20 protein-coding genes are annotated in these 23,015 nt (G+C 71.3%); 12 read left to right on the forward strand and 8 right to left on the reverse strand.

Annotated features, from left to right (window positions below; all coding sequences use genetic code 11):
- Window positions 1-15: 15 nt before the first annotated feature.
- The 4 genes from ACXJY8_RS08425 to ACXJY8_RS08440 all read right to left on the reverse strand — a co-directional run bounded on the left by ACXJY8_RS08425 (window position 16) and on the right by ACXJY8_RS08440 (window position 3,540).
- Window positions 16-216 carry a DUF4089 domain-containing protein gene (locus ACXJY8_RS08425; RefSeq protein ID WP_463778670.1) on the reverse strand — a complete coding sequence of 67 codons (201 nt, stop codon included), beginning with the start codon at window positions 214-216 and terminating at the stop codon, window positions 16-18.
- A 61-nt stretch (window positions 217-277) separates the two neighbouring features.
- Window positions 278-1,894 carry a regulator gene (locus ACXJY8_RS08430; protein ID WP_463778672.1) on the reverse strand — a complete coding sequence of 539 codons (1,617 nt, stop codon included), beginning with the start codon at window positions 1,892-1,894 and terminating at the stop codon, window positions 278-280.
- A gap of 67 nt (window positions 1,895-1,961) precedes the next feature.
- A complete protein-coding gene (locus ACXJY8_RS08435; RefSeq protein ID WP_463778674.1) occupies window positions 1,962-2,636 on the reverse strand; it encodes a cysteine hydrolase family protein in 675 nt (224 codons plus the stop codon).
- Window positions 2,637-2,799: 163 nt separating this feature from the next.
- Window positions 2,800-3,540 carry a GntR family transcriptional regulator gene (locus ACXJY8_RS08440; protein ID WP_463778677.1) on the reverse strand — a complete coding sequence of 247 codons (741 nt, stop codon included), beginning with the start codon at window positions 3,538-3,540 and terminating at the stop codon, window positions 2,800-2,802.
- Between the two features lie 370 nt (window positions 3,541-3,910).
- Here ACXJY8_RS08440 and ACXJY8_RS08445 point away from each other — a divergent pair, with 370 nt between their 5' ends.
- The 9 genes from ACXJY8_RS08445 (at window position 3,911) to xdhC (ending at window position 15,850) form a co-directional block, all read left to right on the forward strand.
- Window positions 3,911-4,903: a hypothetical protein gene (locus ACXJY8_RS08445; protein ID WP_463778680.1), complete on the forward strand. Its 993-nt coding sequence runs from the start codon at window positions 3,911-3,913 to the stop codon at window positions 4,901-4,903.
- Between the two features lie 99 nt (window positions 4,904-5,002).
- Window positions 5,003-6,376, forward strand: a complete 1,374-nt coding sequence (locus tag ACXJY8_RS08450; protein WP_463778682.1) for an 8-oxoguanine deaminase — start codon at window positions 5,003-5,005, stop codon at window positions 6,374-6,376.
- Window position 6,377: 1 nt separating this feature from the next.
- On the forward strand, window positions 6,378-7,979 hold the full coding sequence (locus tag ACXJY8_RS08455; protein ID WP_463778684.1) for an ABC transporter ATP-binding protein: 1,602 nt from the start codon (window positions 6,378-6,380) through the stop codon (window positions 7,977-7,979).
- Window positions 7,969-9,045 carry an ABC transporter permease gene (locus ACXJY8_RS08460; RefSeq protein ID WP_463778686.1) on the forward strand — a complete coding sequence of 359 codons (1,077 nt, stop codon included), beginning with the start codon at window positions 7,969-7,971 and terminating at the stop codon, window positions 9,043-9,045. Before ACXJY8_RS08455 ends, ACXJY8_RS08460 begins: the two co-directional genes overlap by 11 nt.
- Window positions 9,042-9,968 carry an ABC transporter permease gene (locus ACXJY8_RS08465; protein ID WP_463778690.1) on the forward strand — a complete coding sequence of 309 codons (927 nt, stop codon included), beginning with the start codon at window positions 9,042-9,044 and terminating at the stop codon, window positions 9,966-9,968. Before ACXJY8_RS08460 ends, ACXJY8_RS08465 begins: the two co-directional genes overlap by 4 nt.
- 30 nt (window positions 9,969-9,998) lie before the next feature.
- Window positions 9,999-11,075 carry a BMP family ABC transporter substrate-binding protein gene (locus ACXJY8_RS08470; protein WP_463778693.1) on the forward strand — a complete coding sequence of 359 codons (1,077 nt, stop codon included), beginning with the start codon at window positions 9,999-10,001 and terminating at the stop codon, window positions 11,073-11,075.
- A gap of 110 nt (window positions 11,076-11,185) precedes the next feature.
- Window positions 11,186-12,682, forward strand: coding sequence for a xanthine dehydrogenase small subunit (xdhA, locus tag ACXJY8_RS08475; protein WP_463778695.1), 1,497 nt, complete (start codon window positions 11,186-11,188; stop codon window positions 12,680-12,682).
- Window positions 12,675-15,035: a xanthine dehydrogenase molybdopterin binding subunit gene (xdhB, locus tag ACXJY8_RS08480; RefSeq protein WP_463778697.1), complete on the forward strand. Its 2,361-nt coding sequence runs from the start codon at window positions 12,675-12,677 to the stop codon at window positions 15,033-15,035. Before xdhA ends, xdhB begins: the two co-directional genes overlap by 8 nt.
- Window positions 15,036-15,055: 20 nt before the next feature.
- The gene (gene xdhC / locus ACXJY8_RS08485) at window positions 15,056-15,850 is read left to right on the forward strand and encodes a xanthine dehydrogenase accessory protein XdhC (RefSeq protein ID WP_463778699.1); all 795 of its coding nucleotides are present in this window, start codon (window positions 15,056-15,058) and stop codon (window positions 15,848-15,850) included.
- A 3-nt stretch (window positions 15,851-15,853) separates the two neighbouring features.
- Here the strand turns inward: xdhC and ACXJY8_RS08490 are convergent, their stop codons facing one another.
- The 3 genes from ACXJY8_RS08490 to uraD form a co-directional block, all read right to left on the reverse strand.
- A complete protein-coding gene (locus ACXJY8_RS08490; RefSeq protein WP_463778701.1) occupies window positions 15,854-16,126 on the reverse strand; it encodes a hypothetical protein in 273 nt (90 codons plus the stop codon).
- Window positions 16,127-16,165: 39 nt separating this feature from the next.
- On the reverse strand, window positions 16,166-16,363 hold the full coding sequence (locus ACXJY8_RS08495; RefSeq protein WP_463778703.1) for a hypothetical protein: 198 nt from the start codon (window positions 16,361-16,363) through the stop codon (window positions 16,166-16,168).
- A 161-nt stretch (window positions 16,364-16,524) separates the two neighbouring features.
- Window positions 16,525-17,409: a 2-oxo-4-hydroxy-4-carboxy-5-ureidoimidazoline decarboxylase gene (uraD, locus tag ACXJY8_RS08500; protein WP_463778705.1), complete on the reverse strand. Its 885-nt coding sequence runs from the start codon at window positions 17,407-17,409 to the stop codon at window positions 16,525-16,527.
- A 167-nt stretch (window positions 17,410-17,576) separates the two neighbouring features.
- Here uraD and ACXJY8_RS08505 point away from each other — a divergent pair, with 167 nt between their 5' ends.
- Entirely contained in the window at window positions 17,577-17,966 is a 390-nt protein-coding gene (locus ACXJY8_RS08505) for a hypothetical protein (protein ID WP_463778707.1), read from the forward strand.
- Here the strand turns inward: ACXJY8_RS08505 and ACXJY8_RS08510 are convergent.
- The gene (locus ACXJY8_RS08510) at window positions 17,957-19,921 is read right to left on the reverse strand and encodes an alpha/beta hydrolase domain-containing protein (protein WP_463778710.1); all 1,965 of its coding nucleotides are present in this window, start codon (window positions 19,919-19,921) and stop codon (window positions 17,957-17,959) included. The genes ACXJY8_RS08505 and ACXJY8_RS08510 overlap by 10 nt on opposite strands.
- A gap of 188 nt (window positions 19,922-20,109) precedes the next feature.
- On the opposite strand from ACXJY8_RS08510, the gene ACXJY8_RS08515 reads away from it, so the two are divergent.
- Together ACXJY8_RS08515 and pucL are read left to right on the forward strand one after the other, a co-directional pair.
- On the forward strand, window positions 20,110-21,492 hold the full coding sequence (locus ACXJY8_RS08515; protein ID WP_463778712.1) for a nucleobase:cation symporter-2 family protein: 1,383 nt from the start codon (window positions 20,110-20,112) through the stop codon (window positions 21,490-21,492).
- 35 nt (window positions 21,493-21,527) lie between these two features.
- Entirely contained in the window at window positions 21,528-22,370 is an 843-nt protein-coding gene (gene pucL, locus ACXJY8_RS08520; RefSeq protein ID WP_463778716.1) for a factor-independent urate hydroxylase, read from the forward strand.
- Window positions 22,371-23,015 lie beyond the last annotated feature (645 nt).

Below are 23,015 nucleotides of genomic sequence, written 5' to 3' on the forward strand. Positions count from 1 at the left end.
CATCCGGACCGCGCGTCATGCTTCGTAGACCGGAGCGGCTTCCGCCTCGTCGGGCAGGGGAAACGCGGCGACCTGGGCGGCCGCCGCGCGCAGGACGGCGAGATTGCTGCCGATGGCGCCGATCCAGGCCGGATCGAGCGGAATGGCGAGCAGACCGGCCGCGGCGTCGATGTAGGCGTCGAGGCCGCCGGATGGCGGGTCGTTGCGCTCCGACATGAACTTCCTCCCAGGGACTTCCGTCCGCGCGGCCGTTGGCCTTCACCGCACGGAGCGGGACCTATTCTGCCGCCACCGCGGCGTGAGTCGAGGGCGGCATCAGGCGTGCGGCCGCCGTCGAGCGCGAGGCGGCGTAGAGCAGTGCCGCCACCATCGCGTAAGCAAGCGCCAGGCCGGGCGTCACCGCGATTCCGACCGCCGGTCCGTGCATGAAGCCGAAGAAGGTGAGCACCGCTCCGGCGAGCGCGAAGGCGGCCGCCTTGGCGAAATCGCGCTCGATGATGAACACCGTCACGGCGCCGAGGATGAGTCCGCCGAGGATCGCGCCCTCGCCGAGGATGCCCAGGCCCTCGTACAGGACTCCCGCCTGTCCCAGCTTCGCGAGGCCCACCGCCGCCGCGCTGGTGCCGGCCGCGCCCAGCGCACCGTCGATCAGGGTCTTGGCCCAGGCCGCGAGGTGCGGCGCGAAGGCCAGCACGATGGCCGGTGCGTGGGAATGCGGCGTCTCCTGGAAGGCCTGCGCTCCGATGAGCATGCCGATGTAGAGCAGGATCGGGGCGATCGCCACGACGGGCACGAGGCTGGACAGCAGCGAGACGAGGTTGAGCCAGCACAGCAGCAGGATCACTGCCCCCGTGGCGAAGGAATAGCCGATGCGTCCGCCCATCGCCTTCCAACCGGGATGGCCGATATAGACCGCATTGATGAAGGGGTTGCCCATGAGGCAGCCGATGAGGCTGACGACACCGTCGGCGGTGAGCACGCGGGTGGTGGGATAGGGGTCGCCCGCCACCTCGGCGCTCTCGACGTTGTCCATGGCTTCCACGAAATCGTAGATGCCGAACGGGATCGCGGTCACGAGGATGATCCCGATGAAGTCGAAGCCCGAGAAGACGTGGCCGACCGCCGGCAGCGGCACCGAGAAGCCGATGCCCTGGAGCGCCGCGACGAGGCCGGGGCCGCTGACGCCGCCCATGTCCAGGCCGAACAGCTTGGCGCCCCAGGCCACCACCATCCCGAACAGGATCGCAACCAGGCCCGCCGGCAGGCGGCCGGGATAGCGCAGGCCCCCGAACCAGGCGAGCAGGATGATCGCGAAGGCCACGACCCCGATCACCGGAGTGGTGATGAGTTCCAGGGCCGGACGCATGGCGATGAAGGTCACGGAGACGCCCGCCAGGGTGCCGAGCAGCGCCGCCCGCGGGGTGATCCGCCGGATCACCGGCGCGGCGAAGCCGCCGATCATGAGGATGAAGCTCTGGATGAACACCCAGGCGAGACCCGCCTCCCAGGCCTTCACGGGATCGCCCGTGGCGAGCTTGATCGGCAGCATGATCACGAAGACCACGATGAACATGTGCGGTACGCTGATGCCGGAGGGCAGCGCGCAGACGTCGTCGCGCCCGGTGTCACGGGCGAGGCGGTAGGCCAGCCAGCCGTAATAGGCGGTGGAGAGGCAGAGCATCAGCCCGATGGCCGGCAGGATGCGTCCGAAGGTGATCGCGTCGGGCATGCCGAGCACGAAGCGCAGGAGGCCGGTGAGCACCAGCAGATTGACGAGGATGTTGGTGCCGAAGCCGAAGAAGGCGTTCCAGTCTCCCGGTACCCAGAGCCTCGGGCGGGACTGCCCCCCGAATCCGGATGACGCCGACCCTGTCCCGAATGTGCCCGCCGTCATGCTCGTGCTCCTTCCCGCTGGTGTGCCGCTCCCGCGTGCCTGGACATTCGTTCCGGTCGGCGCGGCTTCAGCCCGCGCCGCCGAGGACCTCGATCACCGCGGCCGAGGAGGAGACCCAGCCGAAGATGCCGCCCTGCGCGGCGATCATCGCGAGACCGACCCGGTGGAATTCGGGGAAGTAGGAGGCGCAGCCGTCCCCGATCGCCACGCAGCGGTAGCCACGGTCGTTGCCCTCGCGGATCGTCGTGTGCACGCAGACCTCGGTGGTGACGCCGCAGACGAGCAGGGTGGCGATCCTGCGTGCGGCGAGGACGGCCCCGAGATCGGTGGCGTAGAAGGCGCCCTTCCCGGGCTTGTCGATGATCACCTCGCCGCGCATCGGCGCCAACTCGGAGACGATGCCGTGGCCCGGCTCGCCCCGGATCAGGATCCGGCCCATCGGGCCCGGCGCACCGATCCGTGCCGTGGGCTCGCCCCGCTCCAGCTTGGCCGCAGGCGCATCGGACAGATCCGGTTTGTGGCCCTCCCGTGTGTGCACGATGAGGAGGCCGGCGCGTCGGGCGGCGGCGAGGACGGACCGGATCGGCGGCACCGCGGCCTGGAGCAGCGACACGTCGTTGCCCAGGGTCTCCCCGAAGCCGCCCGGCTCCAGGAAGTCGCGCTGCATGTCGATGATCACCAGAGCGGTGGTCGCGGGATCGATGGACAGCGGAGCGGGCTCGGCCGCAAGGAGATGGGACATGCCGGGGCACCGAGCCGGAGGATCGTTCACCGCAGCGGGTGCGAGGGACTGCGCCGCGCCGCGAATCTTCCTCGATCATGTATGCACGGGCGCCACCGGACACGCTCAAATTATGCTCGATCCTGCCTTCTTGTCCGGCAGCCTGCGACATTCGACGCCGCGGTCAGCGACGCGGCCGCTCCGGACGGGGGCCGGACGGTTCGGACGCCCGCCGTTCCCGCCGTCCCCTGGCATCGCGTGCCGTCGCGCGATCCTCAGCCTTGGTGGCGTCCACGGTCTCGAAGGCGTCCTCGACGATGCTCATGTGGATCAGCATGGCGGCGTTCGCCGCGGACGCATCCCGCGACAGCACGGCACGGACGACGGCGCCGTGCTCGCCGTGCGAGCGGTGCAGGCGCCCGGGCGCCTGGAACTGCGCCCGCCGGTAGGGCGTGAGGCGCCGCCGCAGGGAGATGGCGATCTCCTCCACCACGCTGTTGTGGGCCCCCACGTAGAGCGCTTCGTGGAACGCTTGATTCGCGTCGGCGTAGCCCTCGCGGTCGTCGGCCTCGGCGAGCCGGCCCATCGCCTCGTGCAGGTTCTGGAGGGCGGCCCGCTCGGAGGGGCTCATGCTGAGGGTGGCGAGGCGCGCGCAGGTCGCCTCGATCTCCCCCATGGCGATGAAGAGCATGTCGAGTTCGTCGGGCGTGATCGTCCGCACCGTGGCCCCGGTGCGCGGGCGCAGGTCGATCAGCCCCGTCCCGCTGAGCAGGCGCAGGGCGTCGCGCACTGGCGTGCGCGAGACGCCGAAGCGCCTGGCGAGGACCTGTTCGTCGAGGTGAAGGCCGGGCGCGAGGACACCCGCGAGGATGTCGTTGGCGATCTCGTCCGCCAGGCGTTCGGCACGGGTTTGGGACGCGGGCACGGGCTCTCGATGAACTCGCCTCATGGCCGGGCGGCGAGCCGGAGGTCGTGGCCGCATCCTAGTCTGGGTTTCACGAAGCACCAGGGCGTGGATTCCGTCCCGGGCGGTGGCGGGCCTCCGCCGATCGCACAAGCTGACGGCATCGTGTTCAGAACGAAGGCCCGAGCACCGGCGAGGCCGGCCCGAGAGGCACCGCCGCCGGGCCTGGTGTTCGGAGGCCGACATATGCCTGCCCGGGCGTGGGCGGTCGGATTGTTGCAGATTTGTCCCGCTCGCCGGCGATGCCGGGGCCGTCCCCTGCCCTGGCATATCGGTTGCTGTCCCTGAGACCCAACGGGCAACCAAGCCTCTGGGGGACGATATGACGATCATGAACTTCGCTCGGCCCATGGCGGCAGCGGCCCTGTGCCTCTCCGTATTCGCGCCGGCCCTCGCCGCCGACCTGAAGACAGAGAAGGCGCCGGTGGCGCCCGCGGAAGTTCCGTCGTCCTTCTTCCTGTTCTCGGATACGCAGGTGAGCTACCGCTACCAGTTCCCGGCGGCCAATCCGGGCAGCCAGGTGCGGCGGGCCGACGGCAGCTTCCGCAACCAGGACGCGCCCAAGCACATCCTCAACATCTCGCACGCCGATGCCTGGGAATACGGGACGAACTTCTTCTCCCTCGATATCCTGAAGTCGGGCGCTCAGTTCCCGGCTGGCAGGACCGACGGCTTCGGGGTGCCGACCTTCTACGATTACGGGAACACCGAAGCCTACGGCCTCTATCGCGGCACGCTGAGCCTGAACGCGCTCACCGGCACCAAGGCCTTCGTGGTGCCCGGCATCATCAAAGACGTGTCGCTCGCCTTCGGCTTCGACGCCAACGCGCAGAACGACGCCTTCGGCTCCAAGAAGCGCGACGTGGTCGGAGGGCTGAACTTCGCCTTCGACGTGCCGGTGGGCTTCCTGAACGCCTCGGTGCACGCCTACAAGGAGTGGAACCGCAACGGCTTCAACGTGGCGCCCAACCGCGACGTCAGCTTCGACACGGTGCCGGAGTTCGAGATCGTCTACAACTTTCCGCTGAGCTTCACGGGCTTGCCCTTGAGCATCGCGGGCTTCAACAACATCGTGCTGCCCAAGGGGCGGGGCGTGAACGATCCGGGGGCGTTCGCCTTCAATCCGAAGACGGGCCTGGAATTCCTCTCGCGCACCAACCTGGTCCTGGATGTCGGCAAGCTGATCTACGACCAGCCCAACCGGGTCGATGTGTTCATCGGGTTCCAGTACTGGCACAACAAGTTCGGCAATATCGAGCGGGCCGACTTCAAGGGCACCGAGGAGAAGAGCTTCCTGGCCGGCGTCGCGTTCCACGTGTTCTAGGGGCAGATTCCCGGGGGGCGCGGGCATCCCTTCGATCGAGCCTCGATCGCCATGCAGAACGTCCGCCCCGGACAGCAGCCGGGCGCGGACCCAACGGAGATGACGGACAGAATGGTCGAGGCCAGCCCATCGAAGCGTCTCTGGATCCGCAACCCGCTGTCGATCCTGGCCGAGGATTCCGCCGGCGGGATCGTCGTCGAGGGCACCCGCATCGTCGAGCGGGTGCGGACCGGCGCCACGCCCGCCGCACCGGTGGACGAGACCTTCGACGCCAGTCGCCACGTGGTCATACCGGGCCTCGTCAACACCCACCACCACTTCTTCCAGACCCTGACCCGCGCCCATCCGGTGGCGATCAACAAGCCGCTCTTTCCCTGGCTGAAGGCGCTCTACACCGTCTGGGACAAGATCACCCCGGATGCGTTCCGGCTGGCCACCCGCCTCGCCTACACGGAATTGCTGCTCTCCGGCTGCACCACGGCGGGCGACCACCACTATCTCTTCCCCAAGGGGCTGGAATCCTCCGTCGACATCCAGGTCGAGGAGGCCGGGCCCCTCGGCATCCGCGCCTTCGTCACCCGCGGTTCGATGAGCCTGTCCGAGCGCGACGGCGGCCTGCCTCCCGAAAGCCTCACCCAGGACGACGACACCATCCTGGCCGACAGCGAGCGGGTGCTGCGCCTGTTCCACGACCCGAAGCCCGGCGCGATGGTGCAGATCGGGCTCGCCCCCTGTTCGCCCTTCAACGTCACGAAGCGGCTGATGCGCGAGAGCGCGGCGCTCGCCGAGCGCCACGACTGCCGTCTACACACCCATCTCGGCGAGACGCTGGATGAGGACCGCTACTGCGTCGAGATGTTCGGCCAGCGCCCGGTGGACTATCTCGAGGAGGTGGGCTGGATGAGCCCACGCACCTGGCTCGCCCACGGCATCCACTTCAACGATGCCGAGGTGAAGCGGCTCGGCGCGGCCGGCGTGGGCGTGTGCCACTGCCCGACCTCGAACATGACCCTGGCCTCGGGCCAGTGCCGGACCTGCGAGCTGGAGGCCGCGGGAAGCCCGGTCGGCCTCGGCGTCGACGGTTCGGCCTCCAACGACAGTTCGAACCTGATGGAGGGGGTGCGCCACGCCCTGATGATCAACCGCCTGACCTACGGGGCCGAGGCCGTGACTCATCTCGACGCCCTGCGCTGGGCGACGGAAGGCTCCGCCGCTTGTCTCGGGCGAAGCGATATCGGACGGATCGCGGAGGGCCGGGAGGCGGACCTGGCGCTGTTCACCCTCGACGAACTGCGCTTCTCCGGCGCGCACGACCCGCTCGCCGCCCTCGTGCTCTGCGGTGCCCACCGGGCCGACCGGGTGATGGTGGCGGGCGCCTGGCGCGTGATCGACGGCCAGCCGCTGGGCATCGAGACCGGGCAGCTGCGCGAGGCCCACTCCCATCTCGCCCGCACCCTGTTCGGAACGCTCTAGGGTGGTGCCCGCGGCGCACCCGACGCGGACGGAGGGGCCGACGCCGCTGTTCGGCGCCTACGGCATCGTCAAGCGCTTCGGCGACTTCACGGCCAATGACGGGGTCGATCTCGAGATCCGTGCGGGCGAGATCCACGCCCTGCTGGGGGAGAACGGGGCCGGTAAATCGACCCTGATGAAGATCCTCTACGGGCTCCTGGAGCCCACCGAGGGGGTGGTCACCCATCGCGGCGACGTGGTGCGCCTCGCCAATCCGGAGGCCGCCCGGGCCCTCGGCATCGGCATGGTGTTCCAGCACTTCTCCCTGTGCGAGAACCTGACGGTCGCCGAGAACATCGCCCTGGTGATGCCCCGGTCCTTGAGCGGGCGAACCCTCAAGGCGCGCATCGGCGCGGTCGGCGACAGCTACGGCCTGCACCTCGATCCCGACCGGCCGGTCTGGTCGCTGTCGGCCGGCGAGCGTCAGCGCATCGAGATCATCCGCTGCCTCCTGCAGGACCCCAAGCTCGTGATCCTCGACGAGCCGACCTCCGTGCTGACGCCCGGCGAGGCGGAACTGCTGTTCACCGTGCTGGAGCGCCTTCGCGAGGAGGGCCGTGCGCTGCTCTACATCTCGCACCGGCTCGACGAGGTGCGCCGGCTCTGCTCGCGCGCCACCATCCTGCGGGGCGGCCGGGTGGTGGGGGCCTGCGACCCGCGCGCGGAGACCGCCCGCTCGCTGGCCGCCCTGATGGTGGGCGTGCAGGTGGGCGAGGTGAAGCCGCCCTCCGGGGTGCCGGCGGGGCCCGAGCGCCTGGTCCTGTCCGGGCTCACCCTCCCCGCCTCCGGCCTGCACGGCACCGCCCTCGACGGCGTCTCGCTGAGCCTGCGGGGCGGCGAGATCGTCGGCATCGCGGGCATTGCCGGCAACGGCCAGGCGGAACTGTTCGATGCCCTCTCGGGCGAGGTCCTGGCGCCCGAGCCCGGCATGGTGCGGTTCGACGGGATCGATTCGGGTCGCCTCGGCATCACCGCGCGCCGCCGCAACGGGGCCGGCTTCGTGCCGGAGGAGCGCAACGGCCACGGCGCGGCCCCGACCCTGAGCCTCTCCGACAACGCCATCCTGTCGCGCCACGCCACGGCGGCCTTGAGCCGCTTCGGCGTTCTGCGCCGCGCCGCCGCGAAGTCCCTCGCCCAGGCCGTGATCGGCGCCTTCGACGTGCGCAAGGCCGGCCCCGACCCCGCCGCCGGTACCCTGTCGGGCGGCAACCTGCAGAAGTACCTGATGGGCCGCGAGATTCTGGCCGAGCCCGGCATCCTCGTGGTCAACCAGCCGACCTGGGGCGTCGACGCCCTGGCCGCCGCCCATATCCGGCAGGCGCTCCTCGACCTCGCCGGGCGCGGTGCCGCCGTCCTGGTGATCAGCCAGGACCTCGACGAGTTGTTCGAGATCGCCGGGCGGATCGCGGTGCTGCACGACGGCACCCTGTCGCCGGCGGTGCCGGCGGCCGAGACCACCCGCGAGACCCTGGGCCTGCTCATGGGTGGGGCCGAGCCGGCGCCCGCCGCCCCGCCGGTGGCGATCACCCCGGACCTCGCCCGGGAGCCGAGCCATGCGCATTGACCTGACGCCGCGCGTCAACCGCTCGGCCCTGATGGATGCGCTCTCGCCGGTCCTGGCCTTCCTCGCCGCCCTGGCGGTCGGGGGCCTGGTGGTGGCCGCCCTCGGCCGCTCGCCGGCCGCGGCCTTCGTCACCTACTTCGTGGCGCCCTTGAGCGAGCTCTGGTCCCTGCAGGAAGTGGCCCTGAAGGCCGCGCCGCTGGCCCTCATCGCCACCGGCCTCGCCTTCTGCTTTCGCGCCAACATCTGGAATATCGGCGCCGAGGGCCAGTTCGTGGTCGGCGGCCTGTTCGGGGGCTGGATCGGCGTCGCCACCCACGGAGCCACCGGCAACACCCTCTGGGTGCTGCCCCTGATGCTGATCGTCGGCACCGCGGCCGGCATGCTCTACGCGCTGATCCCGGCGCTCCTGAAGGTCCGCCTCGGGGTCTCGGAGATCCTCACCAGCCTCATGCTGGTCTACGTGGCCGAACTGCTGCTCGACTACATGGCGCGGGGGCCTTTGCGCGATCCGGCCGGCTTCAATTTCCCCCAGAGTGTCACCTTCGACGAGGCCGCCCGCCTGCCCTACCTGATGGAGGGCGACACCCTGCATGCCGGCGTGGCGATCGCCCTGGGCGCCGTCGTGGTCGCCACCCTGGTGCTCGCCCGCACCCTGTTCGGCTTCACCGTGCGGGTGGTGGGGGCCAGTCCCCGCGCCGCGCGCTTCGCCGGCTTCAGCGACGGCCGCCTGACGCTCGCGGTCTTCGCGGTTTCCGGGGGCGCCGCGGGCCTCGCCGGCATCGCCGAGGTGGCGGGCAAGATCGGCCAGCTCCAACCCTCGATCTCGCCGGGCTACGGCTTCACCGCCATCATCGTGGCCTTCCTCGGCCGGCTCTCGCCGCCGGGGATCCTGGTGGCGGCCCTCGTCATCGCGCTGACCACCATCGGCGGCGAGGGCGCGCAGATCGACCTGAAACTGCCCCTCGACCTCACCCGGGCCTTCCAGGGCCTGCTGCTGGCCCTGGTGCTCGGGGCCGATGCCCTGTCGCGCTACCGGGTCCGCCTCGTGCCGGGAGCCGCCGCGTGAGCCTCGACATTCTCCAGATGGTGCTCGTCACCATCATCGCCGCCGCGACCCCGCTGATGATCGCGGCCCTCGGCGAACTCGTGGCCGAGCGTGCGGGCGTGCTCAACCTCGGCGTCGAGGGCATGATGGTGCTGGGCGCGGCCGCCGGCTTCGCGGTGGCGGTGGAGACCGGTTCGACGCTGCTGGGCGCCGTGGCCGGCGCCGGGGCGGGCCTCGCCCTCTCGGCCCTGTTCGGCATCCTCACCGTGGTGCTCAGCGCCAACCAGGTCGCCTCCGGCCTCGCCATGACGATCCTGGGCCTCGGCCTCTCGGGCCTCGTCGGCGCCTCCTACGTGGGCCTGAAACGCGAGCCTGCGCCGCATCTGGGGCTGCCCGGCCTCACCGACCTGCCCGGCATCGGTCGCCTACTGTTCGGGCAGGACGGCTTCGTCTACCTCGCCTTCGCGCTGGTGGCGGGCGTGTGGTGGTTCCTGTGGCGCACCCGCGCCGGCCTGATCCTGCGGGCCATCGGCGACGATCATACCGCCACGCATGCCCTCGGGCTCAGGGTCCGCAAGGTGCGCTTCCTCGCGGTGCTGTTCGGCGGCGCCTGCGCGGGGCTCGCCGGGGCCTACCTGTCCCTGGCCTATACCCCGTTCTGGGCGCCCGCCATGACGGCCGGGCGCGGCTGGATCGCCCTGGCGCTCGTGGTCTTCGCCTCCTGGCATCCGCTGCGGGTGCTCGCCGGTGCGATGCTCTTCGGCGGCGCCACCGTGCTCCAGCTCCATGCCCAGGCCGCCGGCATCGGCCTGCCGGGCCAGGCGCTCTCCGCCCTGCCCTACCTCGCCACCATCCTGGCCCTGGTCTTGCTCTCTCTCGGCAGGCGGCAGGGCGGCTCCCTTGCCCCGGCGGCACTCGGCCGGGTCTTCACCCCGCACCGCTAGGCGTGCGTCAGTTTTAAGGACATCGAAACGATGCGGATTGTGCAGGGTGCCCTGTTGGCCGTTCTGGCGCTCGGGATCGGCGGTGCGCAGGCCCAGGAGAAGAAACCCGGTGAGAAGCTGAAGGTCGGGTTCGTCTATGTCGGCCCGGTCGCCGATTACGGCTACTCGTTCCAGCACGACCAGAGCCGCAAGGCCCTGGCCGCCGCGCTCGGCGACAAGGTCGAGACCAGCTTCCTCGAGAACGTGCCCGAGGCCGACAGCGAGCGCTCCATCGAGAGTCTGGCCCGCTCCGGCCACGGCCTGATCTTCACGACCTCGTTCGGCTTCATGGAGCCGACCCTCAAGGTCGCCAAGAAGTTCCCCAAGCTGAAGTTCGAGCACGCCACCGGCTACAAGCGCGCGGCGAACGTCTCGACCTACTCGGCCCGGTTCTACGAAGGCCGCTACATCTGCGGCGAGATCGCCGGTCGCCTCTCGAAGACCGGCACGCTGGGCTACATCGCCTCGTTCCCGATCCCCGAGGTGGTGAGCGGCATCAACGCCTTCATGCTCGGCGCGCAGTCCGTAAATCCCAACATCAAGCTCAAGATCGTCTGGGTGAACACCTGGTTCGATCCGGGCAAGGAAGCGGAGGCCGCCAAGGCCCTGCTCGCCCAGGGCGCCGACATCCTGTCGCAGCACACGGATTCCGCCGCGCCGTTGCAGGAGGCGGAGAAGCAGGGCAAGCTCGCCTTCGGACAATCCTCCGACCAGATGCGCTTCGCCCCCAAGGCCCAGCTCACCTCGATCGTCGACGACTGGGACGGCTACGTCATCGCCGAGGCCAAGGCCGTCCTCGACGGTACCTGGAAGAGCCACGACACCTGGGGCGGCATCAAGGACGGCATGGTCGTGCTGGCACCTTTCGCCAACATGCCCGACGACGTGAAGGCCAAGGCCGAGGCCAGCAAGAAGGCGATCGCGGACGGTACGCTGCACCCCTTCCATGGCCCGGTGATCAAGCAGGACGGCACCGAGGTGGTGAAGGCGGGCGAGAACGCCCCCGACCCGATGATCCTCGGCATGAACTGGTACGTGAAGGGCATCGACGACAAGCTGCCGCAATAGGGGGGTGGCGAACCCTCGCGGGTGTTGTGGAACCGTCTGGTGCGCATCCCCGCGCCCCGCTTGCGCGGAGAGGGGATGCGCGAGTCCCGTTCCAAGGAACTGAAGGTCGTATGAGACACGCCATCCGCTTCCTCCTCGGCCACGAGGCGCGCACGATCGAGGCCTGTGACCCGACCCTGACGGTGCTCGACTGGCTGCGCGGGTCCGAGCGGCTGATCGGCACCAAGGAGGGCTGCAACGAGGGCGATTGCGGCGCCTGCACGGTGGTCGTGGTGCGCCCCGAGGGGCCGCCCGGCGCCGAGCGCCTGCGCTATCGCACGGTGGATGCCTGCATCACCTTCCTGGGGCAGCTCGACGGTTGCCAGCTCCTCACCGTGGAGCACCTGCGCAGCGCCGACGGGACCCTGCATCCGGTCCAGCGACTGATGGTGGAGGAGCACGGCTCGCAATGCGGCTTCTGCACGCCGGGCTTCGTGATGTCCCTGTTCGCCCTGACCAAGGATCCGCCCGCCGCGGCCGGGGAGGTCTGGGCCTCGCCGAGCCCCATCGATGATGCGCTCGCGGGCAATCTCTGCCGCTGCACCGGCTACGCTCCCATCGTGCGCGCCGCCGAGCGGGCGCTGGCCGCCCCCGAGGCGGATGCCTTCGACGCCGCCCACGACGATACCCTCGCTCGGCTGCTCGCCCTGCGCGACGACGAGACCGTGGCGGTCTCCGGGCCGAAGGGCCGCTTCTTCGCGCCTGCCACCATTCAGGGGCTTGTCGACCTCATGGCCGAGCACCCGGATGCGACCGTCGTCGCCGGGGCCACCGACGTGGCCCTTTGGGTTACGAAAGGGTTACGCGTCCTCGACCCCGTGATCTGGCTCGGGCGGGTGCGCATGCTGCGCGTGGTCGGCGAGGCCGCCGACCACCTTCACCTCGGGGCGGGCGTGAGCCTCGCCGAGGCCGGGCTGCACCTCTCGGGCCTGCATCCGGATCTGGGCGAGCTGTTCCGCCGCCACGGTGCCGCCCAGACCCGCAATGCCGGCACGCTCGGAGGAAACATCGCCAACGGTTCGCCGATCGGCGACGCGGCGCCGGCGCTGATCGCGCTCGGCGCGCGCCTCCACCTGATCGGCCGGGGTACCGAGCGCGAGATTCCCCTGGAGGATTTCTTCATCGCCTACGGGCGGCAGGACCTCCGGCCGGGCGAGTTCGTCGGCGGTGTCCGGGTGCCGAAGCTCGGCCCCGACGCGCTGTTTCGCGCCTACAAGATCTCGAAGCGCTTCGACGAGGACATCTCCGCGGTGCTCGGTGCCTTCCGCCTGACCCTCGACGGCGGCCTCATCCGAGAGGCGCGCATCGCCTACGGCGGCATGGCCGGGACTCCGAAGCGCGCGACGCAGGCCGAGGCCGCGCTGGTGGGCCAGCCCCTCGGTGCCGCCGTGGTCCCGGCCTTCAAGGCGGCCCTCGCCCAAGATTTCACCCCGCTCACCGACATGCGGGCCTCGGCGGCCTACCGTCTCAAGGTCGCCGGCAATCTCATCGAGCGTCTGATCCACGAGGCCGCGCCGCAGGCGCCCGAGACCCGGCTCGCGGCTCCGGGGGAACGCGCGCATGCTTGACCATACGCCCCCTGCCCCCAGAGCGGACGACCGGATCGCGGGCGGGGCTCACACGCCGCGCATCCACGACAGCGCGGCGCGCCATGTCAGCGGGTCTGCGGTCTACATTGACGACGCGGCCGAGCCGGCCGGGCTTCTCCACGTCTGCCTGGGTCTCAGCGAGCGGGCTCATGCCCGCCTGGTCTCCGTGGACCTCGCCCCCGTGCGCGCGGCCGAGGGGGTGGTGGCGGTGTTCACCGCCGCCGATGTGCCGGGCGTCAACGAGATTTCCTCCTCGCACCGGGACGACGAGCCGATGCTGGCCGAGGACACGGTGTCCTATCTCGGCCAGCCGATCTTCGCCGTGGCGGCTCTGACCCGCGATGCGGCGCGGCGCGCCGCCCGCCTCGCCGTCATCGCCTACGAGGATCTCGCCCCCGTCCTCACCTACCGGCAGGCGCGCGCGGACGGAAAACTCGTCTGGCCGCCCATGACCCTGAAGCGCGGCGATGCCGACGCCGTGCTCGCCGAGGCTCCGGGCATCGTCCGCGGCCGCATGGCGATCGGCGGCCAGGAGCACTTCTACCTCGAGGGCCAGATCGCCCTCGCGATCCCGGGCGAGGACGACGAGGTCACGGTCCACACCTCGACGCAGCACCCCTCCGAGGCCCAGGCCCTGGTCGCCAGGGTGCTGGGCACCGTGAACTCCGCCGTGACGGCCGAGGTCCGCCGGATGGGCGGCGGCTTCGGGGGCAAGGAGAGCCAGTCGAACCTGTTCGCCTGCGTCGCCGCCCTCGTGGCGAAGAAGACCGGCCGCGCCGCCAAGATCCGGCCCGACCGCGACGACGACATGATCATCACCGGCAAGCGCCACGACTTCGAGGTGGACTACCTCGTGGGCCACGACGCGGACGGAAAGATCCTCGCGGTCGACATGCAACTCGCCGCCCGCTGCGGCTGGGCCGCCGACCTGTCGGGCCCGGTCACCGACCGGGCCCTGTTCCATGCCGACAACTGCTACCACTACCCGGCGGTGCACCTGACCTCGCGGCCCTACCGAACCCACACCCAGTCCAACACCGCCTTCCGGGGCTTCGGCGGCCCCCAGGGCATGGTGGCGGCCGAGCGGGTGATCGAGGAGGTGGCCTACGCCTGCGGCCTCGACCCGCTGGAGGTGCGCAAGCGCAATTTTTACGGGACGGAGACCGACAACGTCACGCCCTACCACCAGACCATTTCCGACAATTGCATCCGGGATTTGGTCGCGAAACTGGAAGTGGATTGTGATTACGCCGGGCGCCGCGCGGCCCTGCATGCGGCGAATGAAGCGAGTCCGGTGATCAGGCGCGGCATCGCCCTGACGCCGGTGAAGTTCGGCATCTCCTTCACCTCCACCGCCTACAATCAGGCCGGCGCCCTGGTGCACATCTACAATGACGGCTCGGTCGGCCTGAACCACGGCGGCACCGAGATGGGCCAGGGGCTCTACGTCAAGGTGGCGCAGGTGGTGGCGGAGGAGTTCCAGATCGACGCCGCCCGCATCCGCATCACCGCGACCACCACCGGCAAGGTGCCCAACACCTCGGCCACCGCCGCCTCCTCGGGGGCCGACCTCAACGGCATGGCGGCCCGCGCCGCCGCCCAGACCCTGAAGGGCCGCCTCGTCGCCTTCGCGGCGGAGGCCTGGAGCGTGGAGCCCGAGACGGTGCTGTTCCTGCCCAACCGGGTCCGCGTCGGAAATCAGGAGATCGCCTGGGGCGAGCTGATCCACAAGGCCTACCTCGCCCGCATCCAGCTCTCCGCCACGGGCTTCTACAGGACGCCCACCATCCACTGGGACCGGGACGCGGGCCGGGGCCACCCGTTCTACTATTTCGCCTATGGCGCGGCCTGCGTGCAGGCGGCGGTGGACACGCTGACCGGCGAGTACCGGATCGAGCGGGCCGACATCCTCCATGATTGCGGCCGCTCCCTGAACCCGGCCGTGGACAAGGGCCAGATCGAGGGCGGCTTCATCCAGGGGCTCGGCTGGCTCACCACCGAGGAGCTCTGGTGGGACGGCACGGGGCGCCTGCGCACCCATGCGCCCTCCACCTACAAGATCCCGGCCTGCGGCGACCGCCCGCGCATCTTCAACGTGGCGCTCTACGAGAACGAGAACCGCGAGGAGACGATCTACCGCTCGAAGGCGGTGGGCGAGCCGCCCCTGATGCTCGGCATCGCCGGCCTGCACGCCCTGTCGGACGCGGTGGCGAGCGTCGCCGGCCATCGTCACTGCCCCCGCCTCGACGCCCCGGCCACCCCGGAGCGCGTGCTCGACGCCGTCGACCGGATGCGGGCGCTGGCCGAACACGCCCCATCCGCACAGCCGTGAGTTCCGGCCCCTCGGAGACCTTGTCGGAGGTTCTGGCGACCGCCCTCGCGATGGGCGAGCCGGCGGTCCTCGTCTCCCTCTCGGAGGCGCTGGGCTCGACGCCCCGGGAGGCCGGCACCGCCATGCTGGTGATGCCGGACCGGGTCGCCGGCACCATCGGGGGCGGCACCTACGAATGGGCGGGCATCGCCCGCGCCCGAGAGCTCCTGGCGGCGGGCGAGGCCGAGGCGTTCCTGCGCATGCCGCTGGGGCCCGAGACCGGCCAATGCTGCGGCGGGCACGTGACCCTGACGATCCGTCGGTCCGACGCCGGGACGCTCGCTGCCCTGCGGGCCCGGGAAGCCGAGAGCGCCGCGCAGGCGCCGCTGGTGATGATCTACGGCGCCGGCCATGTCGGGCGGGCCCTGGCCCTCGCCCTCGACCCGCTGCCGTTCCGCACGCGGATCGTCGACGACCGCCCCGAGGAGATCGCGCGGGTCTCGGGGACGCGCGTCGCGCGCATCGTCGGCTCGGTGAGTGCCGCCGCGGAAGCGGCGCCGCCGGGTGCCGGCCACGTGGTGCTCACCCACAGCCACGCCCTCGACAGCCTGATCTGCGCCAGCCTGCTGGAGGCGAACACCTTCGCCTATCTCGGCCTGATCGGGTCCGCCACGAAGCGGGCGACCTTCCTCTCCGCCTTCCGGGCGCTGGGCCTCGACGAGGCGGCGCTGGCCCGCCTCGTCTGCCCGATCGGGGGCACGCGGGTGCGCGACAAGCGCCCCGCGGTCATCGCCGCCCTGGTGGCGGCCGAACTCATCGCCGCTTTCGCCGGCTGAGCGTCAGGGACGAGCGGGCGGCGGCGGGGGGACCTCGGTGCCGCGCGCGGGCATCTCCACGGCGGGGACGCCCCCGGCCCGGGGCGGGACCGGGATCGCCTCGCCGCTGCGGATCGCTTCCGCCTCGTTGCGGGGGCCGGCGCGGCCCTCGGTGCCGCCCGGCGCGGTGGCGCCGTCGATGCCGGCGGGTGCGCCGACGCTCTGGGCGAGGACCGGGCCTGCGGAGCCGACGGGCAGGGCAAGGGACAGGGTGAGCAGGCTGAGAACACGGATCATACGGTCTGGTCTCCTGGAAGCGGGCGGTGCGGGGACGATTCAGCGGTGGCGGCGGTGATGCATGATCCGGTGGCGCGCCTTGTGCCGGTGGCGAAGGCCGGTCCGGCCGCGCAGGCCGCCGGGGGCGGTGACCCGGGTCTGGCCGCCGGGCGCGATCAGCGTCCCCTGCGCCCGGGCTGCGGGCGCCAGCGCCAGAAAACCCGCCATGAGGAGCGCCGCGGCGAGACCGCGTGCCATCAAGCTCCGGACTGAAAACCGATGCGTCAAATCCCGTCCTCCCTGGGGCTCGCCGGCCCGGACATCGGTCAAGTTGTACGCAAAGGATATGCCGGAATGGCTTGGAATCATGAGGCTTTGCGAGAACGGGACGACGCAGGCAGCCTCGGGGGCGACGGCCCTCAGCTGCCGCGATAGGTCTGGTAGCTCCATGGGCTCGCCACCAGGGGCACGTGGTAATGCCCCTCCGGGTCGGCGACGCCGAAGCGCAGCGTCACCACGTCGAGGAAGGGCGGCTCGGGCAGGCCCGGACAGGTGGCACGGAAGTGGTCGCCGATGCGGAAGCGCAGGTCGTAGGCGGCGACCGGCACCGGGCGGCCGCCGATCAACGGCGCGTCGGTGCGCCCGTCGGCGTTGGTCACGGCGCGGGCCACCAGGTCGGTCTCGGTGTCGGACACCCATTCGTGGAGTTCCACCGGCACGCCCGGCGCCGGCCGCCCCGCGACCGTATCGAGGACGTGGGTGGAGATCCGGCCCATGATGCGCGGCGCGCCCGGGCCGCTCACCAGGGTGCCGAGACGGAGGGCTGCAATGCGGAACACCTCGGACAGGGCGGTCCGGCGCTCCGTTTCCGGGTCGGAGGCCAGGCGCGCCTCGAACGTCCGCAGCAGCGCGGCGCGGCCATGGCGCTTGACGCACAGGATGAAGGGAAACCCGAAGGCCCGGACATAGGCCGCGTTCAGTGCGGCGAACCGCTCGTATTCCGGCTCCGAGAGCCGGTCGAGGCCGGCGGCGGCCTGTTCGGCGATGGAATCGGGCGCGATCGCGCCGCTTCGGGCCGCGCGCCCGGCGAGTTCGGGATGGTTGGCGAGGAGTGCGTGGCGCGCCGCGTCGGGGGCGGCCTCGACCGTCCCCCGCATGGCGGCGAGCAGGGCCTCGACGGTGGGGAACGGTCTGCGCGCCGCGACGGCCTCGGCGACCCAGGGCGCGTGCTCGAACACCGCGCCGAGGGCGGCGACGAAATCGCTTCGCGCGGCCTGGTTCAGGTCGTCGAGGGTCAGCATCATGGTCCATCCTGCGCCGGGCGTGCCGCCTGACCCGGCGTAGCAGGCAACGGGCCATCCGGCGCCGGTGCTTCGCTGCCCAAAGGATCGCCAGGCGCGCGAAAATGTGGTCTGGCCGGCGATCCGATCCCGCCCGACCGAGGGATGCCCGACGGGCAGCGAGGCCAGCCATGATCCGCAAGACGCATCTTCCGCCCGACGCGACCCTGATCCAGGTTGCGGGCGATCTCGCCGAACCCGAGGAGTACCTGCGCCGGCTCCTCGGGAACATGCGTTTCTGTCAGAAGCGGCACGGCGACGCTCTGGTGCGGATCGGGGTCACGGGCAAGAGCCGGGGAGCGGGCAAGGGAGCGGGTCTCAGCCCGTCCTATCGCATCGACTATCGGGTCGATGGGGTCGAGACGGTCTTCAACGGGTTCGGCGGCACCTCGCACAGCGCTTTCACCGAGACCAACGTCCGCGAGACGAACTGGAGCCGGGGCTACGCGACGATCCAGGAGGTCCAGCGCCTCTACGACGAGCTGCGCAAAGGGGCGCCCTGGGCTTCGGATCAGGGCTGAGCCTCCGCCGCGCGGGCGGCCGCGACGAGGCGCTCCGCGTCCTCCTGCAGGAGGAGCCGCTCGGCCACGAGGCCGTCCGCCGCCCGGGCGACCGCCGCCGTCCGGTCGCCCGGGGCCGGATAGCGCTCGGCCAGCGAACGGCGCGGGTCGCCCTTTGCCGCGCGCTCGGCCTGGGTCTCGGCCAGGGGCAGCCGGCTGCCCTCCCGGTCGCAGAGCTCGCCCGCCGGGAAGGGCTCGGCATAGAGGTTCCAGCCGGTCTGCGTCGCGAGCGGGGCGGCGACGTCGGGCAGGCGGATGCCGGCGATCTCGTGCCCGTCCGCATCGACCTTCGGCACCAGGGGCCGGTACTGCGGACCGCTCTCCGGATGGGGGTCGACGGCGCTCGCGAAGCGGGCGATCGCGTTCGGCGCATCCGGCAGGCGCAGGCCCGGGATGTAGGGAAACCCGATCTCCGCGGCCGGCACGAGGGTCCCGTCGGCGAGGCGCGGCACCCGGCTCGGCGGCGGTGCGACCCCGCGGGCGACCCAGTCCTCCAGGGCCACCAGGAGCGCGCGCAGGGCCGGGGCGGGGCTCAGGGTGCTGCGCGGATGCAGGCACGGCCCCCGGGCCGCGCTCAGGCCGGCGCGTCCGTAGTGGAACCCGCTGGAGATCAGGTAGGCCCGGGCGGTCTCCGGCAGGGCGACGTCGGCGCGGCCCAGGGGGTCTGTGGTGAGGAGCGAGGCGCCCTTCTGCCAGTACTCGGTGCTGGTGTTCACCTCCATCAGCAGCGGGTCGAACCCGTCTCCGCGCAGGAGCGCGCCGGTCCGGCCCGTCACCGGATCGTGCTGGGCGGCGGCCGAGAACGGGAAGGCGTTCTCCGGATAGAGATGGTCCTCGTGCTGGGTGTTGGTGCGCGAGGGCTGGCCGAAGCGGGCGTTCAGGTAGACGCCGCCGATGCCGGAGATGTGCAGGAGCATGCCGTCGAAGACGCGCCGGCCGTCCTCGTCCTGGTTGAAGCCCTGGGACACGTAGTCCCGCAGGAAGCGCCCGCTCTGCGAGATGCCGAGGGCGACCGCGTGGGTGATCGCGCCGCCGGCCGGGTTTCCGGGCGAGGCCGGTCCCCGGAGATGGGCGACGACGTCGCGGGTGGCGGCGAACCCGATGCCGAGCACCTTCGGGTTCGCGGCCGGATAGGTCAGGGTGTAGAGCGTGCCCGGCTCCGGCTTGACGGTGGCGGGCAGGAGCCGCAGCTCGCCGGGACCGGCGAAGGTCCAGGCGCTGTCCGGGACCGGGCGGGGCGTGTCCGCCTCCCGGCGCCGCACGGTGAGGCGGGCGCCCGCCTTGTCGGTGTTCGCCGCCTTGAAGGTGAGGAAGAACGGCGCCTCGGGCGGTCCCCGGGTGGCGCTCACGAGCTCGTCGCGCACGGTCTCGACGATGGGCGACCCGCCCTGCGTCGCCACCGGGACGTCGATCGCCATGCCGCCCTGCTGGCGCAGGGCCTCCGCCTCCCAGCCCGACCAGACCACGGTGTCGCCCCGGCGCAGGACCAGGGCGGTGCCCGCATCCTGGGCGGTGCGCGGGTCGTTCACCGCCTGGGCCGCCTGGGGCGGCGCGTCGAGGACCCAGTTGAAGAGGAACTTCCGGCCGCGGTTGAGCACCTCGTAGACCAGCGTGCCGCTGGCGCGGGCCGGATCCTTCGGCCGGAGCATGAAGAGATCGGTGCTGTATTCCACGAGTCCGCGCGCGTTCCGGGGCGCCCGTATGATGTCGACGATACCGGCGTTGCGCGGGTCGGCCGGGTCGAGTTCCCCGTGCGCGCGCCCGATCACCCGCTCGTAGGCCCCGGCCTCGCCGAAACTCTGGCCGTCGGCGAAGGGCTCGACGGTCCGGATCTCGAGGGCGGTGACCCGGGCCAGGGCCGGCTGGCCGAGGCCCGCGCAGAGGAGCGCCCCCACGAGAGCGGTGATCCTGACCATGTCCCTGTCCTCGCCCGACCAGCGTCAAGCCGCGCTGTTGCGCCGGATCTTACACGGGAGCGCCGCGCGGTCGAGGGCGCCGGCCTTCCAGGACCAAGCGCCCGGGACCGGGGGGGGCGGGATGGCACGTGGCTTGCGGTTCTCGGAACCGGCGGCCCCGCGGGGCTCGCGGGACGGGGGACCGACGCGTGGATCACGGCTCTGTTCAGACTGGCCCGGCTCAGACCGTTCCGGCGGCGCCGGTCGCCACGGTTCCGCCGCTGGCCCTGGGCCTGCTCGGGCTGCAGCACGTCCTGGTGATGTATGCCGGCGCCGTGGCGGTGCCGCTGATCGTCGGGCGCGCGCTGAAGCTTCCGCCCGAGCAGGTGGCGCTGCTGGTGAGCGCGGACCTGTTCGCCTGCGGCCTCGCCACCCTGATCCAGAGCTGGGGCCTGCCCGGCATCGGCATCCGCATGCCGGTGATGATGGGCGTGACCTTCGCGGCGGTGACGCCGATGATCGCCATGGGCACCAACCCCGCCCTCGGGCTCGCGGGCATCTACGGCGCGGTCATCGTCGCCGGGCTGTTCGCCCTCCTGGCCGCCCCCCTGGTGGGGCGCCTGCTGCCCCTGTTCCCGCCGGTGGTGACCGGCACCGTCATCCTGGTCATCGGCATCTCGCTGATGCGGGTCGGGGTGAACTGGGCGGCGGGCGGGGTCGGCAACCCGCGATACGGGGCCCTGCTCTATCTCGGCCTCGCGCTGTTCGTCCTCCTCGTCATCCTGGCCCTGACCCGGTACGCCCGCGGCTTCGTCGCCTCGGCCTCGGTCCTCATCGGCATCGTGGTCGGCATGGCGGCGGCGGGGGCCTTCGGCCTCGTCGACCTGTCGCGGGTGGCCGCGGCGCCGTGGTTCGACGTGGTGCGCCCCTTCGCCTTCGGGCTGCCGAAATTCGACCTCGTAGCCAGCCTCACCCTCTGCCTCGTCATGGTGGTGGTGATGATCGAATCGACCGGCATGTTCCTGGCGCTCGCCGAGATCACCGGCGAGACCGTGGACGAGAAGCGCCTGATCCGGGGCCTGCGGGCCGACGGCCTCGGCACCGTGCTGGGCGGCGTCTTCAACACCTTCCCGTACACCTCGTTCTCGCAGAACATCGGCCTCGTCGGCGTCACCGGCGTGCGCTCGCGCTGGGTCACGGTGATCGGCGGCGTGGCGATGCTGGTCCTCGGCCTGATCCCGAAGCTCGCCGCCCTGGTGGAGGCGGTGCCGCCCTGCGTCCTCGGCGGGGCCGGGCTCGTCATGTTCGGCATGGTGGCGGCCACCGGCACGCGCATCCTCGGCGCGGTGGATTTCGCCGGCAACCGCAACAACCTGTTCGTCGTCGCGGTCTCGGTGGGGTTCGGGCTGATCCCCCTGGTGGCGCCCGCCTTCTTCAAGCAGATGCCCGACGTGCTGCATCCGCTGCTGGAATCCGGCATCCTGCTGGCCGCCCTGTCGGCGGTGATCCTGAACCTGTTCTTCAACGGGCTCGGCAGCCCGGCCGACGCCCGGGCCGAGGCGACCCGCCTCGCCCACGCCGCCGAGGCGTGAGACCCTCGGCGTCCCATCACCGGAGGACATCCATCATGGCCCTGACGAAGGCACGCTACGGCAAGGGCCGCGTGCGGGTGCTCCGGCTCGCCCGGGCGAGCGCCCGCCACGCGGTGCGCGAACTCAGCCTCACGGTGCTGCTGGAGGGCGATTTCGGCGCGGCCTGGACGGCGGCGGACAACCGGCAGGTCGTCGCCACCGACAGCATCAAGAACATCGTCAACATCACGGCCGCCCAATACGTCGAGGCCGAGACCGAGGCCTTCGTCGGCCACGTCGCCGCCCTGTTCCTGGAGCGCTACCCGCAGGTCGCCGCCGTCACCATCGAGGCCCTGGAGACGCGCTGGCTGCGCCGGGTCGTCGACGGCGCGCCGCACCCCCACACCTTCACCCTCGACGGCAACGGCCAGCCCTTCGTCCGGCTGGTGGCGGACCGGGACGGGTCGGTGCTGCAATCGGGCCTGCGCGGCTACACCCTGATGAAGACCACCGAATCCGGCTGGTCCGACTTCGTCGACGACGCCTTCCGCACCCTGCCGGACACCGACGACCGCATCTGCGCCACCAGCATGGACGCGACCTGGACCTGGACGGCGCCGCCGGACGACCCCGTGGCGGCCAACGCGGCCGTCCTCGACACGATGATCACGGTGTTCGCCACCACCTACAGCGCCGGCGTCCAGGACAGCATGTACCGGATGGGCGAGGCGGTGCTGGCCGCCCGCCCGGACATCGCCGAGATCCAGTTCGCGATGCCCAACAAGCACTACATCCCGATGAACCTCGCGCCCTTCGGCATCGCCCATGGCGGACAGGTCTTCCTGCCCACCGACGAGCCCCACGGCCAGATCGAGGCCACCATCGGCCGCACCGGCTGAGGCCGGGGCGCCCGCCCCCGCGGGCGGGGACGGCCGGGTCGCGAAAGGTCGCGTCGGACCCGTCTCGTCGGATGCCGGAGGCCCGCTTTTCCCATAGGGGCGGAGGCGCGGCTCCGCCGGGCGTCGCGCGACACCCGACGAGTCCCGCGGCGAATGCCGGCACGAGGGCCGGCACCGTCGGCCATCCCGCGGGCGGCGCAAGGTCGGCTCCCCTGTCCGGCCGGCGGGTGCCGTCGCGTCTCCCGGCGAACCGGCATCGCCTGCGAGGACCCGGGCCGCGCGCATTGGGGGGACGCACCGTGCCCGCAGCGGTCGAGGCGCGCCGCCGCGAGGCGGGCTCATGCGCCCCCTACGGAGCGTCGAAGGCCGCAATGCCGGCGGCCGCGTGTGCCGTGCCGCACCTGGCGGTAAAGGATCGTGCCAGTGCGCGACGCCCGCTGCACGAATGAGCGGCATCCGGACAAGTCTCTGACCAAGAAGCAGAAATTCAGGGGTATCTGACTTGTAGTCCCCTCAATGGCATCGGCGAGACCGGCTCAACTGTGCTTCATTGCACAGGAGATAAGCATTTCCTGTTGTTTCCCGCGTCAGACATGCACAAAATCTAGGAACTTCGACGGGGCTCTTCGCGTCTCCACGGCACCC

This window comes from Methylobacterium sp. TK31 (assembly GCF_055361545.1).